Source organism: Vibrio brasiliensis LMG 20546 (genome assembly GCF_000189255.1).
Classification (GTDB): domain Bacteria; phylum Pseudomonadota; class Gammaproteobacteria; order Enterobacterales; family Vibrionaceae; genus Vibrio; species Vibrio brasiliensis.
In genome coordinates this window covers 94,358-113,277 of record NZ_AEVS01000045.1, presented here as the reverse complement: position 1 = coordinate 113,277, position 18,920 = coordinate 94,358, and the positions used below count along the sequence as shown (strand labels likewise).

Genomic DNA, 18,920 nt, shown 5'->3' with positions numbered 1-18,920 from the left:
CAAAATTGTGACGCTTAATCCATATTCCTATCTTTGTTATCCAATTCATGTGACCCATGCCCAGACTTATTTTGTTTCGTTAACTATCATTCTTAGTGTTTATTATCACTCCAGCTCAAACAAAAATATTAATGCTTGGGTGAATTTTTATCTTTTCGCTTAAAACTGCTGCTATCTGGTGATCATTTCTAATCGGGGTTTTTGATTAAGGATCAATGGATATGACAGAGCAACAATTTATTCAATACGTTAAAAAATTTGGTGACTTCCAAAAACGTTCAATGTTTGGTGGTACCGGATTGTTCAAAGACGATGCGATGTTCGCTTTAATCAGCGCGGACAAGATTTTTATCCGTGGTGGAGAGAAACTAGACGAAGAACTGTGTTCTCTTAACTGTGAAAAGTACCGCCATGTTAAAAAGCAAACCACAGCGACCGTTAACTACTACGACATCACCGCCCTTTTTGTTGACAATTTTCATCGTGTCGGAGAGTTAGTTGAGCAATCAATCACTTATTCAGTATCACAGCGTGAGTTTAAACGTTCTTCGGCTAACCGACGTTTAAGAGATCTACCAAACATGCAGTTGACTCTGGAGCGTATGGTCAAGAAAGCCGGAATTGATGATGTTGATACATTCCTAGAGCTTGGCGCAGCGGCAGTATTTAGCCGTGTTAAGCAGGCATATGGCAGCGACGTAGATGTAAAACTACTTTGGAAGTTTGCCGGTGCCGTTGAAGGTATCCACTGGAAACTGATTCAGGAACCACGCAAACGTCAGCTGTTAGCTAATTGCCACTAATCCAATCAGTGGTCCACTGTTCGCTCATACGCAAATGGATTTGCGGATAATAAAAAACCGAGGCTTTGGCCTCGGTTTTTTTAATCTTGATGCTTTATCAGAACTTAAAGCGAGTGGTGAACATTAGCTGATCACCGTAGAAGTCGTTGATACGCGCTTCTGCACCTAGTGAGAATAGCTCTGTAGAGTGGAAGCGAGCGTATGCTGAACCAATCCACTTGTCATCGTCATCAATAGATACGTAACCGCCTTTACCACCAACTTCAAGTTGTGGACCTAACCATTGACGGATACCAAGGTTAAGTTCCATACCAGTGTTAGTACCACGGCTGTAACCGTTACGAGCCTGGTCACCAGTATCGACAAGGCGAAGAAGCATTTCACCAGTGAAGTCAGCCCAGTTGTTGATTGGTGCATGGAAGCCGAAGCCTGCCGCTGCGTCGTAATCACCTTCGAACTCAGAATCTACACGACCTAACACATGAGCGTTAGGGTGGATTGATTTACTCATTGCTGCACCAAAAGTGACTGGGCTAGCGCCGATACGAGCCTCTAGGTAGTCATAACTGAAGTTACTCATTACCGCAGGACTATTTGGATCGGTTTGAGCAAATGATTGACCGGATGCAAGCACTAGAGCTGCAGCTAAGATTGTTTTACGCATATGGACGATAAACCTATATCTTGTTAATTTCCTTGGTCTTTAGCGACACGCGCGCTATGACATTAGTTACGACATGATAATGCATCATAACAACGTCCACTATAAAAATGTCATTGTTTTGTCGTTATTTATACTTATAAGCAATCAGCGTGCCATGAATGCTTACTTATTCACCAAATTCCAGGCGATTTTTAGCCATTGCATCGAAAACGCGTTCAGTGTCCAATGCAGATGCCCAAGGCATTAAGTTAGTCTCATTGTCGATCATATAAGTAGTGAGCTGGTCTTTGATCACTTTACGTAGCTCGTCGCCACGCCATGGCTTAGCAATGTAGAAGTCGAGGCTTGAATGATTGATTGCTTCAACGGTATCTTCTAGACCGGCTTGACCAGTGAGAAGTAGCTTACGAGTCGCTTGAGTACTCGGCTGCTCATTCAATTCGATGAGGAACTGAATACCCGTTTGCTCCGGCATAATATGGTCACAAAGGATCAGCGCCAATTTTACGCCTTCATTGTGCGACTCTAAAATCAACTCTTTTGCTTCCTTTACCGACTCTGCTGGCTCCAGAATAAAATGTTCCTCGAAGCAATCTAAGTCTTGAATGACGCTATCCAATACTTCACGCTCGTCATCGACACATAATATTAGGTATTTGTTCATTCGGTGCTCCTTGGCGAAATAGCCAGTTGATGGCAAGGTAGCCAAACTGACATTGAGGTATATTGATTTTCTTCAGACTCAACTTCAATTCTGCCACCATGCTGATGGATGATTTGTTGGCAAACGGAGAGGCCGATACCCAATCCAAAATTGCCTTCTCGCTTGGTGGTGAAGTTAAGGTCGAACATTTGTTGCTGAACATGAACTGGGATACCGCTGCCGTTGTCGGTAAAGGAAACCACCACCCAATCCTGCTCATCATGATTGAGCTGTTTCGTTTCGATGGTCAGTAGCCCCTGCTGTGGAAACGCATCGATTGCATTGGAAATTAAGTTAGTCCAAACCTGTTGCAGAGCGATTGGCAGACATTGGATGGCAGGAATATCTGCGTAATGACGCTCTACGGAATGGAACTTAAGCTTATTTTCAAAGATGGTTAGGGTGTCTTCAATGCCCTCATGGATATCGCTAAGGTGAAACCTTTCATCATCAGGACGGGCGTAGCCCTTAAGGCTCTTGACCATATCTGCAATTCTTCCTGCGCAAACATTGATCGAGCGTAAGGTTGAACCCGCAAGATAGTAGTCTTCCAACTTTTCCAGTTGTTGTAACGCTTGTTCTGGGTTGCGTTGAGCCATGGCATGCCAACTTGTTTGGGATTCAAGGCCAAGTTTCACCAGTTTTTTAGCGATTCTGCGGTTATTCACTAATGCTTCGGTGTCACGAATAATCGTTCGTTCGCTAGCGGTCGATCTCGGTCGTTGGGTCAGACCCTGCTTGAGGACATTGATACCCTCCAGACCGATCTCCTCGATAGAGTGGACATCAACCAAGTGCTGCATTTTGCTGGTTAAGGTGTCGGTACCACGTAAAATCGCCGCAATGGGATTATTAAGCTCGTGGGCGACTCCAGAGACGAGTTGACCAAGCATGGCCATTTTCTCGCGCTCGATGAGTTGCTGATGAGCGACTTCTAATGACTCTAGAGTCTTTTGCAGTTCCAACTTAGTGTTGATGCTACGTTGTAGGCGTCGGTTGAAGTGACGAAGTAACAAGTTGGTGAATAGCGGTAAGAGTGTCATATTAGAGTGCATGACCTTGCCGAATACTTCACGGTCTAACTTAATCACCTCTGTCTGACTCAGTGTCACTGCCGTCGAGAATGAAGGCTCGCCAGTAACAAATGACATCCCGCCGACTATATTGCCTTGAGAGTGTCTGACTACTTCTCTCTGACGGCCGATATCATCTTTTTTATACAGTGCAACCTGACCTTTGGTTATAAACCACAGGAACTGGTTCTCTTCACCTTCCTTAGTCAGAAGGTGGTCAGGTGAATAGGTTCTTAAAGCTTTGGTCTCATCCTGATCGGCAAAAAAGTCGAGCAGGGCTGAGGTGACTTGCTCGGCTAATTGCTGATCCGACAGGCTATGATGGTCGGTAATAAAGCCCTCACGATAGCTACGCATCTTCTGTTCGATATGGGCGCGTAATAATCGGTGTTGGTCAAGAACTTGACTATAGGCGAGCAGATTGTCTTTATCGTTGTTGAGGATAAATGTCGTTAACTCTTTTTGAGCAGTCTGATGGACCAGATTGTCTTGCAGTGGTTTAGTCAGGCAGTGATCTAGCCGGCCATCATTGACTGCAGAGAGGATGGCTTGAATATCTTGGCCACAGCTAATTAATATTTTTCGCGCTGTGCGAGTATGGCTGTTTTTATCCAACTGAATTAAGAAGTCTGCGCCATTAAAACTTTCATGATGACTGGCAATCACTAGTGCGACAGTCTGTTTTTGCTCAAGGCAAAACTCTAATGCAGCTTGAGCATCTTCAATGGTGTCTGCAGTGTGCAGGTCAAATTTTGCAGAGAGTGGGGCAAGTTCACGCCTCAATTGCTCAATGCTGATTGGGTTGTTATCTAAACAGAGTACGGCAAAATGATTCACGAGTAGGCTACAATTTTAAAATCCACAGGGATAACTGTAACAAGGATGAAAAAATGGTATTGAGAGCTAGGTATGAGAATTCCTGATGTTTTTTATAGAAAGCCAATACTCTGATTTATCTCAATGTTTTTTCGTGTAGACTGAATGAAATCGTAGTTTAAGAATATAACACCATGGAACTTAAAAAAATTGGCGCCATTGGCGGCGCTGTAGTACTTGCGTTGTGTTGGCCGCTAGCGGTCGGTCAGATTGGGCAAACTGTCATTCAGGATGGTGTCGCTCATCTTAATAATGACTCAGTAAAAGCTGAAGTTATTGAATATAATCGAGGCTATCTATCTTCGACGGTTAAAACTCGTTATACCGTAACGGACCCTGTATTGGCTGAACAGTTAGCAATAGATGGTCTACCGACAGAAGTGGTGTTAAACAGTGACGTCAGTCATGGTCTGTTTAGCCTTAAAGCTGAGTCTGTTATCGAAAACCAACCTGAATTGCCGCTGACTCTGAATACTATCACTCAGCTTAATGGTAATACTGATTACGTCGTGAAAATGGATAACTGGAATCAGGTTTCCGAAGGACCAGATGGAGCGATTGTCTCAGTTACCGCTTCAACCCTGAAAGGGCATGTTAGCGTCTTGGGTGATCTTACTTACCAATTAGATGTTCCATCGGTTGAAGTTGACTTTAACTCTGGCGAGAAAGTTCTGCTTTCTGGTTTATCGGGTCAGGGTGAAGGCAAGCAGATTAATAGTTTCTGGATTGGTGAACAGACGGTAAAAGTGAACGATGCATCTATTCTGGACATCGATCAATCGCCTCTGTTCAGCTTAAGTAATAGTCAGTACGCTTTCTCAAGCAGCTTCGATGAAGTTGCAAAAACCGTCAGCAGTCAGCATGTCGTTGACCTTAAGAATCTGGTGACTGTCGATGGCGACGTAGATAGTGTTTCTATTGATCTCGCTTTTGGTGGCTTAGACAGTGTTGCGTTTGAGCATCTGGTCAATCTGTACCAGAACAACCCAATGCCAACGAATGCCGATATAGACGCCGCAGTACCTTATGTTGAAAGTTTATTCTCCAAGGGTTTTTACCTGGCAATGAACAAAATGGCGGTTAAGTTAGGTGAAGAGAGTGAATTTGAGTCAAACTGGCAGATCACCGTTCCTCAAGGTACTGACAATGTGGCTCAGAATCCGGCGATGATTCTTCCTGCGCTGACCGGTGACCTTAATACTTTCTTCTCTAATGGTTTAGTTACCCAGTACCCATTTATTAAGCAGGGTATTGATGAAGCGATTGTCATGGAGCTGATTGAGGAAACAGATGAAGGCTATCAGATTCAGGCTCAACTAAAAGAAGGTAATTTGGTGTTTGAGAATGGACAGCAGATCCCTCTAATGGCACTGCTTCTCCCAGCATTGATGCAGCCATAATTGCAATATTTGATTGTTTAAAGTGAAAAGAGGTCTTAAGACCTCTTTTCTTGCTTTTTATCAAGCAAAAAACATGGTATTAATCGATTAATCTCTTATTGAAGCATGAGCAAGGAAAGATAGATGAGCAAGGTTTTCAACTTTAGCGCAGGTCCGGCAGCCCTGCCTAAAGCGGTAATGGAAAAAGCACAAAAGGAATTTGTCGATTGGAATGACCTCGGTACCTCGGTGATGGAAATTAGCCACCGTAGCAAAGAGTTCATTAAGGTTGCTGAAGATGCAGAGCAGGATCTACGTGACCTGTTAAACATCCCAGACAATTACAAAGTACTATTCTGTCAGGGTGGTGCCCGTGCACAGTTTGCTGCGGTGCCGCTTAACTTGCTGGGTAACGCGACAAAGGCAACTTACATTGATGCTGGTTACTGGGCAGAAAGCGCAATTAACGAAGCAGAGAAGTACTGTCAGGTTGATACTTTTGCCGCTAAAACTGAAATCGATGGTAAAACCGCGGTACTACCAGCCTCTGAGTGGCAAATCGATCCAGAAGCAGCTTATGTTCATTTCTGTCCAAACGAGACCATCGATGGCATCGAAATCAGTGAGCTACCGCAGACTGATAAACCTATCGTTGCTGACATGTCTTCAAACATTCTTTCCCGTCAAATCGATGTTTCTAAGTACGGCGTAATTTACGCAGGTGCTCAGAAAAATATCGGACCGGCTGGCATCTGTATCGCGATCGTGCGTGACGACTTGCTGGAGCTTGCCAATCAACTGATACCTAGCTTTATGAGCTACAAAGTATTGGCGGAAAAAGACTCCATGTTCAATACTCCTCCAACCTACGCCTGGTACCTGTCAGGTCTGGTCTTTAAATGGCTGAAAGAGCAGGGTGGGGTTGCTGAAGTTGAGAAAGTGAACAAAGAGAAAGCATCGCTGCTCTACAATCAGATTGATGGCTCTGACTTTTACATTAACAATGTGCATAGCGACAACCGTTCGCGAATGAATGTACCTTTCCAACTCGCTAAGCCTGAACTTGATGCCTTGTTCCTTGAACAGGCTGCGGAACGTGGTCTGGTAGCACTGAAAGGTCACCGAGCGGCTGGTGGTATGCGTGCGTCTATTTATAACGCGATGTCACTGGAAGGTGTGCAGGCACTGGTCGACTTCATGCAAGAGTTTGAAGCGAAAAACGCTTAAACTGAATGTGTAAAAAAGGGCCTGACTCGATAGAGTCAGGCCCTTTTTGTATCTGAGAACTGTGATTATCTGCGTTTAGGCTTACGACCTGCTGGTGGCTTACCTGCACCACTACCTGCTGGTTTACCACCTCGGCTGTTATTTGGTTTGCCGGTTGGTTTGCCATTACGGTTTGACGTTGCGCCGCCATTGCCTTTAGAGCCGTTACCTTTGCCGTTACTACGCTGCTCGCCGTGCATTTTTTCGAAACCCGGTTGGCTCTTCGTGTGCTTAGTCGCAAAGCGTTGAGAACCGTGTCTGCCCGATTTACGACGTTGAGCTGGTGTCTTAGCATCAATGTCTTCTTCAGGAACCAGACAGCTAGGCTTATCACCGATCAGGTGTTTTTTGCCCATGTTGATCAGAGCTTCACGGATGAGTGGCCAGTTAGCCGGATCGTGGTAGCGTAATAACGCTTTGTGTAGTCGACGCTGACGTTCACCTTTAGCGACCGGCACCTCTTCTCGCTTCTTGTACTTCACGCGTTTCAGAGGGTTAGTTTCTGAATAGTACATTGAGGTTGCGTTACACATCGGTGATGGGTAGAAGTTCTGTACCTGGTCACACTCAAAGTTGTTCTTTTTCAGCCACAACGCCAGATTAAGCATGTCTTCATCTTCAGTACCTGGGTGAGCGGAAATAAAGTACGGAATCAGATACTGTTTCTTACCTGCTTCAGCACTGTATTTTTCAAACATCTCTTTGAAGCGGTCGTAGGTGCCCATACCCGGTTTCATCATCAGATCCAATGGGCCTTTTTCTGTATGTTCCGGTGCAATTTTCAGGTAGCCACCTACATGGTGAGTCACTAGTTCACGAACATATTCTGGCGATTCGATTGCCAAATCATAACGAACACCAGAGGCAATCATGACCTTTTTCACACCTTCGACTTTACGCGCAGCACGGTAGAGATCGATAGTATGCTTATGGTCGGTGTTCAACTTGTTACAAATACCCGGGAACACACATGATGGGCGACGACAGTTAGCTTCCGCTTTTGGATCGCTACAGCCTAAACGATACATGTTGGCCGTTGGACCACCCAGATCAGAAATCGTGCCAGTAAAGCCAGGTACCTTGTCCCGAATCTCTTCCAGCTCAGAAAGAATAGATTCTTGTGAACGGTTCTGAATAATTCGGCCTTCATGTTCAGTAATCGAACAGAAAGAACAGCCACCAAAACAACCGCGCATGATGTTAACCGATGTCTTGATCATGTCGTAGGCAGGGATTTTAGCTTTACCATACATAGGATGAGGGACACGGGCATAAGGCAGGCCAAATACGTAGTCCATCTCTTCAGTAGTAAGCGGAATCGGCGCCTGGTTAACCCACAGTTCACGGTCACCATGTCGCTGGATCAGAGCGCGACCTGAGTAAGGGTTAGTCTCAAGGTGCATGATACGGCTGGCGTGAGCGTAAAGAATGCGGTCATTGTTTAGCTTTTCAAACGGAGGAATACGTACTGCAGTGGTCGCAGCATCATGACGCGAAGGACGAATCGTGATTGGTTGCGCTTCTGCTTCCTGAGTTTTCGCTTTGGTGTCGCACTGTTCTTCAACCGCGTAAGGATTTGGCGGGATAAAAGCTTCTTTACGTGGTTTCTCAATGCGTGATGAGTCAATCACGCTGTAACCTTCTGGCTCAGCGGCAAGGCTGACCGCAGTACCACGAATATTAGTCATGCTGGCAATGTCTTCGCCATCCGCAAGGCGGTGTGCCACTTCTACCAGTGCACGCTCCGCATTACCAAACAGCAAGATATCCGCTTTGGCGTCAAACAGCACAGAACGACGAACTTTGTCTGACCAGTAATCGTAATGGGCTAGGCGACGTAAGCTCGCTTCGATACCACCAAGAACGATTGGCACACCTTTGTACGCTTCGCGACAACGCTGAGAATAAACAAGTGTTGCGCGATCCGGGCGCTTACCACCTTCGTTGTTTGGGGTGTAAGCATCGTCATGGCGTAGCTTACGGTCGGCAGTGTAACGGTTGATCATTGAATCCATGTTACCAGCGGTGATACCGAAGAAGAGGTTCGGTTTACCAAGAGCAGTAAAGGCATCTTTGTTATGCCACTCTGGCTGAGAAATAATGCCGACTCTAAACCCTTGGGCTTCCAGCAGACGGCCAATGATAGCCATACCGAAGCTTGGGTGATCAACATAGGCATCGCCAGTTACAATGATAATGTCGCAGCTATCCCATCCCAGGGCATCCATTTCCTTTCGATTGGTCGGCAGGAATGGCGCAGTGCCAAAGCATTCTGCCCAATATTTTTTGTGCTCGTGAATAGGAGTGATGTTGCTGTACATATTTTGCTCTCTGTGCCAAGGAGCGCGAATTATAGCGGCTTGCAAGGCGACTATCTACCTCATTATAACTAAGTTTATTTCCCCTGAAGTTGTTGTGATTTATGGTGACGATAACCGATCAACTAAAGTGTTAGCTCAATAACGAATTGAATCAGCCATCTAGGCTATATTAATTGGTAAAGTTGTTATGAAATTAGGCGGTTATTGCAGTGAATGACATCGATAAAAACAGCACATTAATCAATGACGTAGTAGTGCAGTCTAAATACGCGATGTATGACTGGTATATCAATCTGAAAACTCAGGTTTTTGAGTGTGATGATGAAGCCAGAACACTGCTAATAGGGGATAGCGAAAGTGACTTATCGGCTCGAACCTTGTTCCAGTTGCTGCCTAAATCACAACGTTTGATTGTTAAACAGGCTTTTCAGTCGGCAATAAACACCAATCAGAGAACCTATGCCCATTGCTGCCTGTTTACCAGCCAACACCTGTTTACTTACGTCGAGATCGCCATCGACCGAATTAGCGCCCATGAGCTCAAAGGAACGCTATCACCCTGTTTAACGCTTCCTGCCAAAGATGATGCCGCAGAGCTGTTCTACTCTCTGTTTGAGAACGCCCATCATGGGATTATTGTGGCCGATAGTGACACCAGAATCCTCGCTTGCAACCACTACTTTGAAACCCTGACTGGCTACTTGCGCAATGAACTGGTTGGCTTGAGAACCGAAATTTTCAATGCTGGCGAGCATAGTGAAGAGTACTACCGCGAGATGTGGCAACAGGTTCATGAAGCTGGATTCTGGAAGGGGATCATCTTATCGCGCCACGCTGACGGTAAAGCATTTCCTCATGAGTTAACCATTCACAAGATGCATGCGGGCAGTGGTCAGGTCTTTTATGTCGGCTTCTCATCTGATTTATCAACAGAACTAGAACGGCTGGAAGATTTGGAGTCGGGTGGGGTAGACATACTCACTCAGTTACCAAGTAAAGAAACCTTTCTCGAGCGACTTCATCAATGTTGTCTTGACGCGGACTCACGGCACGGTTTGGTTGTTCTGGCAATCCAGCCCAAGTTCCTCGATAGCTCAGTTCAGGAGACAAAACGTCAGTTTGCCAGCTACCTCAAAGATAACACTCATGTGGTTGCAAGTGGCTATCTAGGCAGTGACTGCTTTGCGGTCTGTTTAATGGTTGATATCCAAATGGAACAACAAGTTGCCAGTGATATTGGTCGAGCCATCACTAAACTGTTCCATAGTTTTAAGCATGCTCAAACTTCTGTCGCTTTGGCGCTCAAAGACGGCGTAACAGGTGTTTCAGTATGGAACGTCGATGCGATCAAGCCTAATCAGTTGGTTTCCCATGCTTATCAGGCGCTGTTAGAGCTGCACTCCGGGCAGACGAGGCGAATCAACTTTTACGACCGTGAGATTCATCGTCAGGTCGAGCGTAAGAAACAGATCGAAAACCACGTCCTGCAAAGTCTGGAACAGGGCAAAATCGAGGTTTATTTTCAGCCTATCGTGGATATATCCCGTCGTAGAGTTGATAAGTTTGAAGCCTTATGTCGCTTTCCTGGTAGCGAAGAATTTGAAGCGTCAACCCAAGAGTTTGTCGAAGTGGTCGAAGAGCTGAATAAAGTGGTGGAGCTGGATGATTTAGTGCTGTTGGCCGCATTAGAGCAACTTCCGGAACTTCAGGCTCAGTTTGGTGAACATGTTTCGTTATCGGTCAATCGTTCGTTGCGCAGTACGGTAGAGTTAAGTGACATTTTACAGCGAGCGGCGATGATTCTTGATAAGCAGAACACTAACCCGGCTTTACTGACTCTAGAGTTCACTGAAAGCGCCTTCTTCAAAAGTAACAGTCATAACAGGCAGTTACTGAGCTTACTTCGTGATGCGGGTGTACAGATCGCGGTCGATGATTTCGGCACTGGCTGCGCTTCATTTAAGTACCTCAAAGAGAACTATTTCGACATTCTGAAGATTGACCGAGAGTTTATTCAGCACCTGTCTCACCAAACCCGTCAGTATGAAATTGTTGTTGCCGTGATACAGCTTGCTAAGCGACTCGATTTGAAAGTCGTTGCCGAAGGGGTTGAAACTAAGCAAGAGCTGGACGTGATGTATGAACTAGGGGTCGAATATGTTCAGGGGTACTATTTTTCTAAGCCTTTACCTCTCAACGAGCTTAGCTCGATAGATGACATGTTTAACTATGACGATAGCAAGGTTCAGGCTGCACCGGATTCGATAGGTCACTTAGCTCAACCAGTGCCTCATATTGATCCGGGTGATCCTTTGTCACTGCTTTACCAATACTTCTCGGATGATGAAGTGGATTACTTACCCATCGTCGAAGATAAGATCTGTGTCGGATTCGTTGATAGGCCAAGCATGAATTTACACCTGACCGCCAATATGGGTACTGACCATGAATCAAATAAAGAGAGCGCTTATTGGCATAAACCAGCTAATAGAATCATGTCTCCGGTGGTCACTGAAATTGAATGGCATTGTCCAAAATCACAGGTGAGCGGTTTAGTGCGAGAAAACAGACCTTTCCCTTGGTGCTTGGTTGATGAACATGGACACTTTAAAGGAATTGTCAGCTCGGCAGCGGTTCTCAGCTACCTGGCTAATAATAATTCTGTTACTTAGTTGAGTTTGTTCTAACTTTAATAGTAGGAGTTGCTCAACTATAGGATGAGTTTATGTACAGGGAGCTGGGCTCAGTACGTGATCTTAAGACAGATGAACAGAGAGCTTGCACTTCAATTGAATGGCAGTGGGATACAGAACATCATCAACTGACAATTGATGAAGATGTGTGCCGTCAGCTTCTTAATTCTGATCTTCCCTCTTTGACTGGAAACGTGTTGCTCCCTTGTATGAGTTACCATGATCAGACCGAGTTGCTCGGCTTGTTGGCCCAAACTTGTAAATATCGTAGTAAACATCGTTTTTGTTGTTGCCTCCAACTGAGCGATGACCAGTGCTGCTATGTTGAATTTAGTTTTCGTGCTGAAGACCACAGACTGGTCAACGGAACGATCACACCACTACTGTTTGTCCATGCAACTACGTCGACACTCAGTGCCATGTTTGAACAGCTATTTAATAATCCCCATCATGGTGTCATTCTCGCCGATGAGCAGCGTAATATCGTTGTCTGTAATGATTACTTCCTTGAGCATTCCAAGTACAGCAACCAACAGCTTGTTGGGCGTTCAATGGATATACTCAATTCTGATAAACATAGCCCCGGCTTTTACCAAAAAATCTGGCAGCAGACCAACAAGGTTGGTAGTTGGTCGGGCGTGGTTCTGATCCAGTCTTGTCACGGAAAAACCTATCCGCAAGATTTAACCTTGCAGAAAATCACTCTGGTAGAAGGGGTGTTTTACATTGGCGTTTATTTGGACTTATCAAACAATCTTTATCGAATTGCCGATGTTGAACTGGGCGGTGTAGAGCTGCTGACTCAACTGCCGACCGAAAAGCAATTTATTCGTTCCGTGACTCAGCATTGGATGGAGAGTGTTGAGCCCAACATAAGTATGGTAGTGGCGTTCCATCCAAGCTTTGGACAGGTTGATGACTTTGAACTCAAGTCGATGCTGTCTGAACATATGGCCAAGAACAAGGTGGCCAAATATGTTGGATATCTTGGTAGCAACCACTTTGTCGCCTGTTTAGAGTGTGACAAGGTAGCGGGACCATCTCAGATACGTATGATCCATCAGACCATACGTCGCTTTTTTGCATCTCTCAACCAGTCTGCTGGCAGAACCATCCACAGTGCGATAATCAATGGTTGTGTTGGGGTTTCGGTATTAGGCCATGACACACACAATCCGAAATTGCTGGTTTCTCATGCTGTACAGGCGATGTTAGAACAGGCCTCGGAACAACGCGGGCAAATTACCTTTTATCATGGGGCTTTGCATAAAGAGGTGTTAAGACGCAAGGAGATGGAAGAGTGGGCTGAAAAATTGATTCGTTCACAGAATATCGATGTTTACTATCAACCGATAGTGGATGTGAAAAACTGGGACATTGTTAAGTTTGAAGCTCTGAGTCGCTTTAAAGGTCATAACGGTAAAATCCTCAACACACAAGAAATGGTGACGATTGCTGAAGATTTAGATTTAGTTTCTGATCTCGACTGGTGTGTGGGTAAGAAAGCGCTGCATGATTTGAACACTATTCAAGAGCGTTTTGGTAAGCAATTGGGTATCACCATTAACCGCTCTCTCAATACCAAGCTGGAAGTCGATGAAGTATTACGCAGTGCTGACTCGCTTATCCATCAATATGCCACTTACCCGGAAACAGTCACCATAGAACTAACGGAAAGTGCGTATTTTGATAGTGAATCGCGCCAGTCAGCCTTGATTCGAAACATACGGCGTCGGGGAGTATCGGTCGCAATAGATGACTTTGGTACCGGTTATAGTTCGTTCGCTTATCTGAGCGATTGTAATTTCGATGTACTCAAAATTGACCGAGAATTCGTTAAAGACCTTAAAGCAGGGTCACACAAATTTTTTATCGTCAAAATGATCACCGAACTGGCCCATACCCTTGATGTCAGAGTGGTAGCTGAAGGTGTTGAAACTCTCGATGAACTGAAAGTCGTCTGTGGTTTAGGTGTCGATTATATTCAGGGATACTTTTTCTCAAAGCCCTTACCGTTAGAAGAGTTGGAAAATGCCTGGAGTTATTATGATCGCCTTGAGGCCTTTTTGTCTGGAGGTGAACATGCGAGGCAGTCTGGTGTACTGAGTATTACCCAGGTTCATATTCCATGTCTGGCTCCCAATGACAATATTGAAAGGGCACGTGCGCTATTCGATTCGAATCAATATCGGCTAGACTTTATACCAATTGTTGACCGTAAAGTGTGTGTCGGTGTGGTCGGTAGGGAAGAGCTCAACTATCACCTTTCTCCGACGTTGGGCACCAAGCTTGAAACTAGCAAAGATATCGCCATTGATAAAAAGACCCTCAACCGCGTTATGCGTACCAACCTGCACACTCTCTCATTTCATACTCAGTTGTCAGAAATAACAGACATCATAAAATCGGGAATCAAACCCCCATGGCTGGTGGTTAATGACTCAGGAGAGTATCTCGGCATTGTGACCAATCAGGACATTTTGGAACATTTCGCCAATAGCTAAAATTGTTCAGTCTGCTATTATCCGCATCCAATTATTATTTTAATTTGATAACACTATGGTTCAGCAATTACTTGCCGTGTTCGCTCCTATGCTGTTAGGTGCGCAGCTCATTCTTACTCTTATTCTGGTAAAGGGCGACATCTGCCCAGGCCAAAGAGGCCGCATTCATAAAGTGCTGCCAACATTGGCTATCCTATGGCTGGCGGTCGCTTCGCTACGTATTGAAGCTATGATGGTGGTATTTGCCATCGCTTACTTCTATACCCAAGTACAAACCAAGAAGACCCGCGATAAGGGGCCTATTTGGGTGATGTACTTAGCTAATGGTCTGGCTCTTGCTTATGTCGCGATTGAAGTGACAACCCAAGCGTCGTTAGCGGCAAGCCTGAGCGTAGTAGTGCAAGTGTTTCTGCTAGGTGCGATGTTAGCTCATCTGTTGCTGACTATTGCGCGTACTCGGCTTCAGGCATTTCATCGTATTCTGCCAGTAACCGGTGTTGTCGCGGCGATGCTGATGAGTTTAGCTATCTTGCTAAAAGCGGCAGGGCTGCCAGCAGAAACGTTAACCGCAGTTACTCAGCCACTACTGGTTGGTTTCGCGCTTCTTATTACTTCGGTGGTTATCTGGTGTTGGCATATGCTTAGCTCCAAAGAGATCAACAAGATGCAACTGGCAATAGCGTTAGCATTTCTTCTGATCTCTACAACGTCTAATCAAGCGCTGTTCATACTCTAAGCCAGCGGATTAATGGCTCCATTGAGCCGAAAAGATTAGAGCTGAATCACTTCATATTATCCGATTTACGACTAGGCTTGTAATAGCGTGCGCGTAAAAGGAGACGATGATGGATCTTAGTAATGCAGGTAGCTTTGACAGTATTATTCTACTGGGTATTGTCAATGAGAAGCTACGTTTGGAGTGTGACTCTTTTGAAGAGTTAGTCAGCATGTATGAGATGGACGTTGAAGCGGTAGTAGGGAAACTCGATATGCTCGGTTACAACTATGACCCGTTAACGAACCAGTTTAAATCGTACCAACGATAATCTGAAGGAGGCTGAAGCCTCCTTTTTTGATCTCTTTAAACCGTTTTAATCCCTTCTAAGTGGCTTTGAGATTGCTGACGCGCAGTGTTGAAAAACGCCTGTAAGTACCGTTTGTTTCTGTCCGAATGGCGAGTTGCGGCGAATAATCGTCGCCACAATCCGTTGCCGAGTGGAATACTGGCAATTAAGCCCTGACGTGAAAATTCACTAATTGCCCAGTTTGGCAGCGCAGCCACACCCAATCCAGCGGAAACCATCTGAATGAGCATCAATGTATTATCAGCCTGTTTCCACTTTGCTGGCTCTATTCCAACCGGTTGCAAGAAGTGCTTCACCACATCTAAACGACTTTTCTGCACTGGATATGAGAGCATAGTTTGGTCGGCAAGATCCTCGGGCTCAATGGTCTGCTTTTGAGCTAAAGGGTGTGATATTGAAGTCACCAGACGCATCTCAAAATCGAACAGTGGCTCATAATGAACCTCAGAACGGGGTTGAATATCGGATGTGATCACCAAATCCAGTTCACCCGCTAACAGGGCAGGTAAGGGCTCAAAACCAAACCCAGAGGAGAAATCTAAGGTAACACTTGGCCAGGCTACCTGATATTCCTTAAGGGCAGGCATTAACCATTGAAAACAGGAGTGACACTCAATCGCCATATGCAAACGACCATTAACGTCTTCCTTGAGGCTGGCGATCTCATTCTCAGCTTTGGCTATTCTCGGCAGTATCTCATCAGCCAGATTGAGAAAAATCTCTCCTTCAGAAGTAAATTTTACTGGCCGCGTTTTACGCAGAAACAGTTGCCCGCCAATCCGTGCTTCAAGATCTTTGATCTGATGAGAAAGCGCAGACTGAGTTAAATGGAGCGTTGTTGCGGTCGCTGTCAGCGAACCGGTATCTCGCAATGTGGTTAACGTCCTGAGGTGCTTAAGCTCTACCATGAATTCCCTTCAGATTGGATTTTTTTGCATGAATATAATTAACCTAGCGCTTTTTTATGGGGGTGTAAACATCTAGACGTCTATAAATCCAAATTAACTATTTATGAGACTCATGACAACAGAATCCGTAGTTCATGAAGAATTCTAATAAACATGTTGAATATTTGGAGATTGTCCGCGTCGGAGTTTAGCGAGATAGTTTAGCCATCCAGACATCTTTTGGTGTTCTGAAAAGGTTCGGTGACAGCGATAACGAGATGCAGAATTAAAGGACGACTAACATGACTACGACGACACATATACTTGGCTACCCTCGCATTGGAGAAAAGCGCGAACTTAAGTTTGCGCTGGAGAAATACTGGCGAGGAGAGATCGACCAGACGGAGCTAAAACAGCTTGGCTCAACGCTACGCCACAAAAACTGGCAGACCCAGGCTGAGGCAGGGCTAGACTTTGTCTCTGCTGGCGATTTTGCCTGGTATGATCAGGTTTTAACAACCACATTGCTGCTTGGTCATGTTCCAAAGCGCCATCGTGACGGTTTCCCGGATCTGGATACTCTGTTTAAGGTAGGTCGTGGTCAATCTCAGGCGAGCTGTGGCTGCAGTGGTAATGCGGCATCTGATATGACTAAATGGTTCAACACTAATTACCATTACATCGTGCCGGAGTTTAGCAAGGACGACAGCTTTGAAGTCAGCTGGCCTCAGCTATTTGAAGAAGTGAACGAAGCGATTAAGACTGGCAACAGAGTCAAACCAGTATTACTCGGACCGCTAAGCTACCTCTACCTGGGCAAGGAGGTTGAGCCAGACTTTGATCGTTTATCCCTGCTGCCACGTCTGCTGACCGCTTACCAGACTATTCTGGCTAAATTGGCGAAGCAAGGGGTTGAGTGGGTACAAATCGATGAACCGATCTTAGCGCTTGAGTTGGATAAAGCGTGGCTAGACTCATTTAAGCTTGCTTATCAGGTGATTCGTAGCGATGTGAAGGTACTACTGACAACCTATTTTGATTCTGTAGTCGACAGCATCGACAAGATTGTCGAACTGTCCGTTGATGGCTTACACATCGACCTGTCGGCATCGCCACAGCAGCTTGAGCTGGTGGTGGAGAAACTACCTCAAGACTGGGTTTTATCAGCAGGTGTTGTGAACGGTCGCAACGTATGGCGCGCAGATTTGAGTGCTCAGTTAGCTCTGTTGCAACCGTTAAAAGATACTCTGGGTGACAGGTTATGGGTGGCAAGTTCCTGCTCGCTGCTGCACAGTCCGGTCGATCTGGATCTAGAGCCCACTTTAACTAATGAAGTTCGTAGCTGGTTTGCATTCGCTAAACAGAAAGTGACGGAAGTGGCTCTATTGGGTAAAGCGCTGGACGGAAACCATAAGGCAATTCTGGCTTGCGATACCTATAGCGCCCCAATTCAAGCGCGAAAGTCAGCGACTCATGTTAATAAACCTCTGGTGCAAACACGTCTTAATGGCATTACTCGATCATTGGCTGAGAGAAGTGCTCCTTATACAGAGCGTGCTGCTCACCAAAGCGAAGTACTAGGTTTGCCGCTGTTCCCAACCACGACGATAGGTTCGTTTCCTCAAACCAGTGAAATTCGTCTCCAGCGCAGTGCGTATCGAAACGGAAATCTGTCTGAAGGCGAATACCAGCAAGCACTAAAAGGTCACATTTCAGATGCAGTAAAACGTCAGGAAGCGCTGGATCTCGATGTTCTGGTTCACGGAGAAGCTGAACGCAATGATATGGTGGAATACTTCGCGGAAAATTTAGCGGGTTTCCAAACCACCAAATTTGGCTGGGTACAGAGTTACGGTTCTCGCTGTGTGAAGCCAGCGATAGTGGTTGCAGATATTGAACGTGAGAAACCCATAACGGTTGAGTGGTCAACCTATGCGCAATCACTGACGAGCAAACAGATGAAAGGTATGTTGACTGGCCCTGTGACTATCCTGTGCTGGACTTTCCCACGTGAAGATATTGGCCGAAAACAGATTGCTCAACAGCTGGCTCTGGCACTGCGTGATGAGGTGTCAGATTTGCAAGATGCGGGTATCAATATTATTCAGATCGATGAACCAGCGATCAGAGAAGGCTTGCCGCTGAAGAAACGTGACCACAAAGCTTATCTTGAGTGGGCAGTGGATGCGTTTAAGATATCCGCGGGAAGTGCTAAACCAGAAACCCAGATTCATACTCACATGTGTTATTCGGAGTTCAATGAGATCATTGACTCAGTCGCAGCGCTTGATGCAGATGTGATTACCATCGAAACCTCGCGCTCGAACATGGAACTGCTCAAAGCGTTTGAAGAATTTAACTATCCGAACGAGATCGGGCCGGGTGTCTACGACATTCATTCACCAAATATTCCGACTAAGGAGTGGATTGAAGGATTGATAAGCAAAGCTGCTGAGAAGATCCCAGCCCAGCGACTATGGGTTAACCCGGATTGTGGTTTGAAAACCCGTAACTGGCAGGAGACAGAAGCGTCATTGTCAAATATGGTACTGGCGGCGAAGGAGCTGCGAAAATCCTATCAAGCGTAAAGCCTTGAATCGATAAAACAATAATGCCGACCCAATGGTCGGCATTATCGTTTTCAGACATCACAGTTGGCAATGGAG

Annotated in this window: 13 protein-coding genes; 8 read left to right on the top strand and 5 right to left on the bottom strand. The window is 45.5% G+C overall.

Translation table 11 applies throughout. From position 1 onward, the window contains the following. Positions 1-215: 215 nt before the first annotated feature. Positions 216-803: a TfoX/Sxy family DNA transformation protein gene (locus RH46_RS07265; protein WP_006878757.1), complete on the top strand. Its 588-nt coding sequence runs from the start codon at positions 216-218 to the stop codon at positions 801-803. A 97-nt stretch (positions 804-900) separates the two neighbouring features. Here RH46_RS07265 and RH46_RS07260 read toward each other — a convergent pair whose 3' ends face one another. From RH46_RS07260 to RH46_RS07250, 3 genes are all read right to left on the bottom strand, one after another. After that, entirely contained in the window at positions 901-1,467 is a 567-nt protein-coding gene (locus RH46_RS07260) for a hypothetical protein (protein WP_006878756.1), read from the bottom strand. Positions 1,468-1,633: 166 nt separating this feature from the next. After that, positions 1,634-2,131: a response regulator gene (locus RH46_RS07255; protein ID WP_006878755.1), complete on the bottom strand. Its 498-nt coding sequence runs from the start codon at positions 2,129-2,131 to the stop codon at positions 1,634-1,636. Beyond that, positions 2,128-4,080: an ATP-binding protein gene (locus RH46_RS07250; RefSeq protein WP_006878754.1), complete on the bottom strand. Its 1,953-nt coding sequence runs from the start codon at positions 4,078-4,080 to the stop codon at positions 2,128-2,130. The genes RH46_RS07255 and RH46_RS07250 overlap by 4 nt, the downstream gene beginning before the upstream one ends. 173 nt (positions 4,081-4,253) lie before the next feature. Here RH46_RS07250 and RH46_RS07245 point away from each other — a divergent pair, with 173 nt between their 5' ends. Together RH46_RS07245 and serC are read left to right on the top strand one after the other, a co-directional pair. Further along, positions 4,254-5,519, top strand: coding sequence for a DUF945 family protein (locus RH46_RS07245; RefSeq protein WP_006878753.1), 1,266 nt, complete (start codon positions 4,254-4,256; stop codon positions 5,517-5,519). A 123-nt stretch (positions 5,520-5,642) separates the two neighbouring features. After that, positions 5,643-6,725 carry a 3-phosphoserine/phosphohydroxythreonine transaminase gene (serC, locus tag RH46_RS07240; RefSeq protein WP_006878752.1) on the top strand — a complete coding sequence of 361 codons (1,083 nt, stop codon included), beginning with the start codon at positions 5,643-5,645 and terminating at the stop codon, positions 6,723-6,725. 65 nt (positions 6,726-6,790) lie between these two features. Here serC and RH46_RS07235 read toward each other — a convergent pair whose 3' ends face one another. Beyond that, positions 6,791-9,085 carry a YgiQ family radical SAM protein gene (locus RH46_RS07235; RefSeq protein ID WP_006878751.1) on the bottom strand — a complete coding sequence of 765 codons (2,295 nt, stop codon included), beginning with the start codon at positions 9,083-9,085 and terminating at the stop codon, positions 6,791-6,793. Between the two features lie 209 nt (positions 9,086-9,294). On the opposite strand from RH46_RS07235, the gene RH46_RS07230 reads away from it, so the two are divergent. From RH46_RS07230 to RH46_RS07215, 4 genes are all read left to right on the top strand, one after another. Further along, the gene (locus tag RH46_RS07230) at positions 9,295-11,757 is read left to right on the top strand and encodes an EAL domain-containing protein (protein WP_006878750.1); all 2,463 of its coding nucleotides are present in this window, start codon (positions 9,295-9,297) and stop codon (positions 11,755-11,757) included. Between the two features lie 53 nt (positions 11,758-11,810). Next, entirely contained in the window at positions 11,811-14,282 is a 2,472-nt protein-coding gene (locus RH46_RS07225) for an EAL domain-containing protein (RefSeq protein WP_006878749.1), read from the top strand. Between the two features lie 55 nt (positions 14,283-14,337). Further along, complete coding sequence (locus RH46_RS07220) at positions 14,338-15,018, top strand: HI_1241 family integral membrane domain (RefSeq protein ID WP_006878748.1); 681 nt, start codon at positions 14,338-14,340, stop codon at positions 15,016-15,018. 109 nt (positions 15,019-15,127) lie between these two features. Further along, positions 15,128-15,328, top strand: coding sequence for a DUF4250 domain-containing protein (locus tag RH46_RS07215; protein WP_006878747.1), 201 nt, complete (start codon positions 15,128-15,130; stop codon positions 15,326-15,328). A 35-nt stretch (positions 15,329-15,363) separates the two neighbouring features. On the opposite strand, the gene metR is transcribed toward RH46_RS07215, so the two are convergent. Next, a complete protein-coding gene (metR, locus tag RH46_RS07210; RefSeq protein ID WP_006878746.1) occupies positions 15,364-16,275 on the bottom strand; it encodes an HTH-type transcriptional regulator MetR in 912 nt (303 codons plus the stop codon). A 281-nt stretch (positions 16,276-16,556) separates the two neighbouring features. Here metR and metE point away from each other — a divergent pair, with 281 nt between their 5' ends. Beyond that, positions 16,557-18,842 carry a 5-methyltetrahydropteroyltriglutamate--homocysteine S-methyltransferase gene (gene metE, locus RH46_RS07205; RefSeq protein WP_006878745.1) on the top strand — a complete coding sequence of 762 codons (2,286 nt, stop codon included), beginning with the start codon at positions 16,557-16,559 and terminating at the stop codon, positions 18,840-18,842. Positions 18,843-18,920 lie beyond the last annotated feature (78 nt).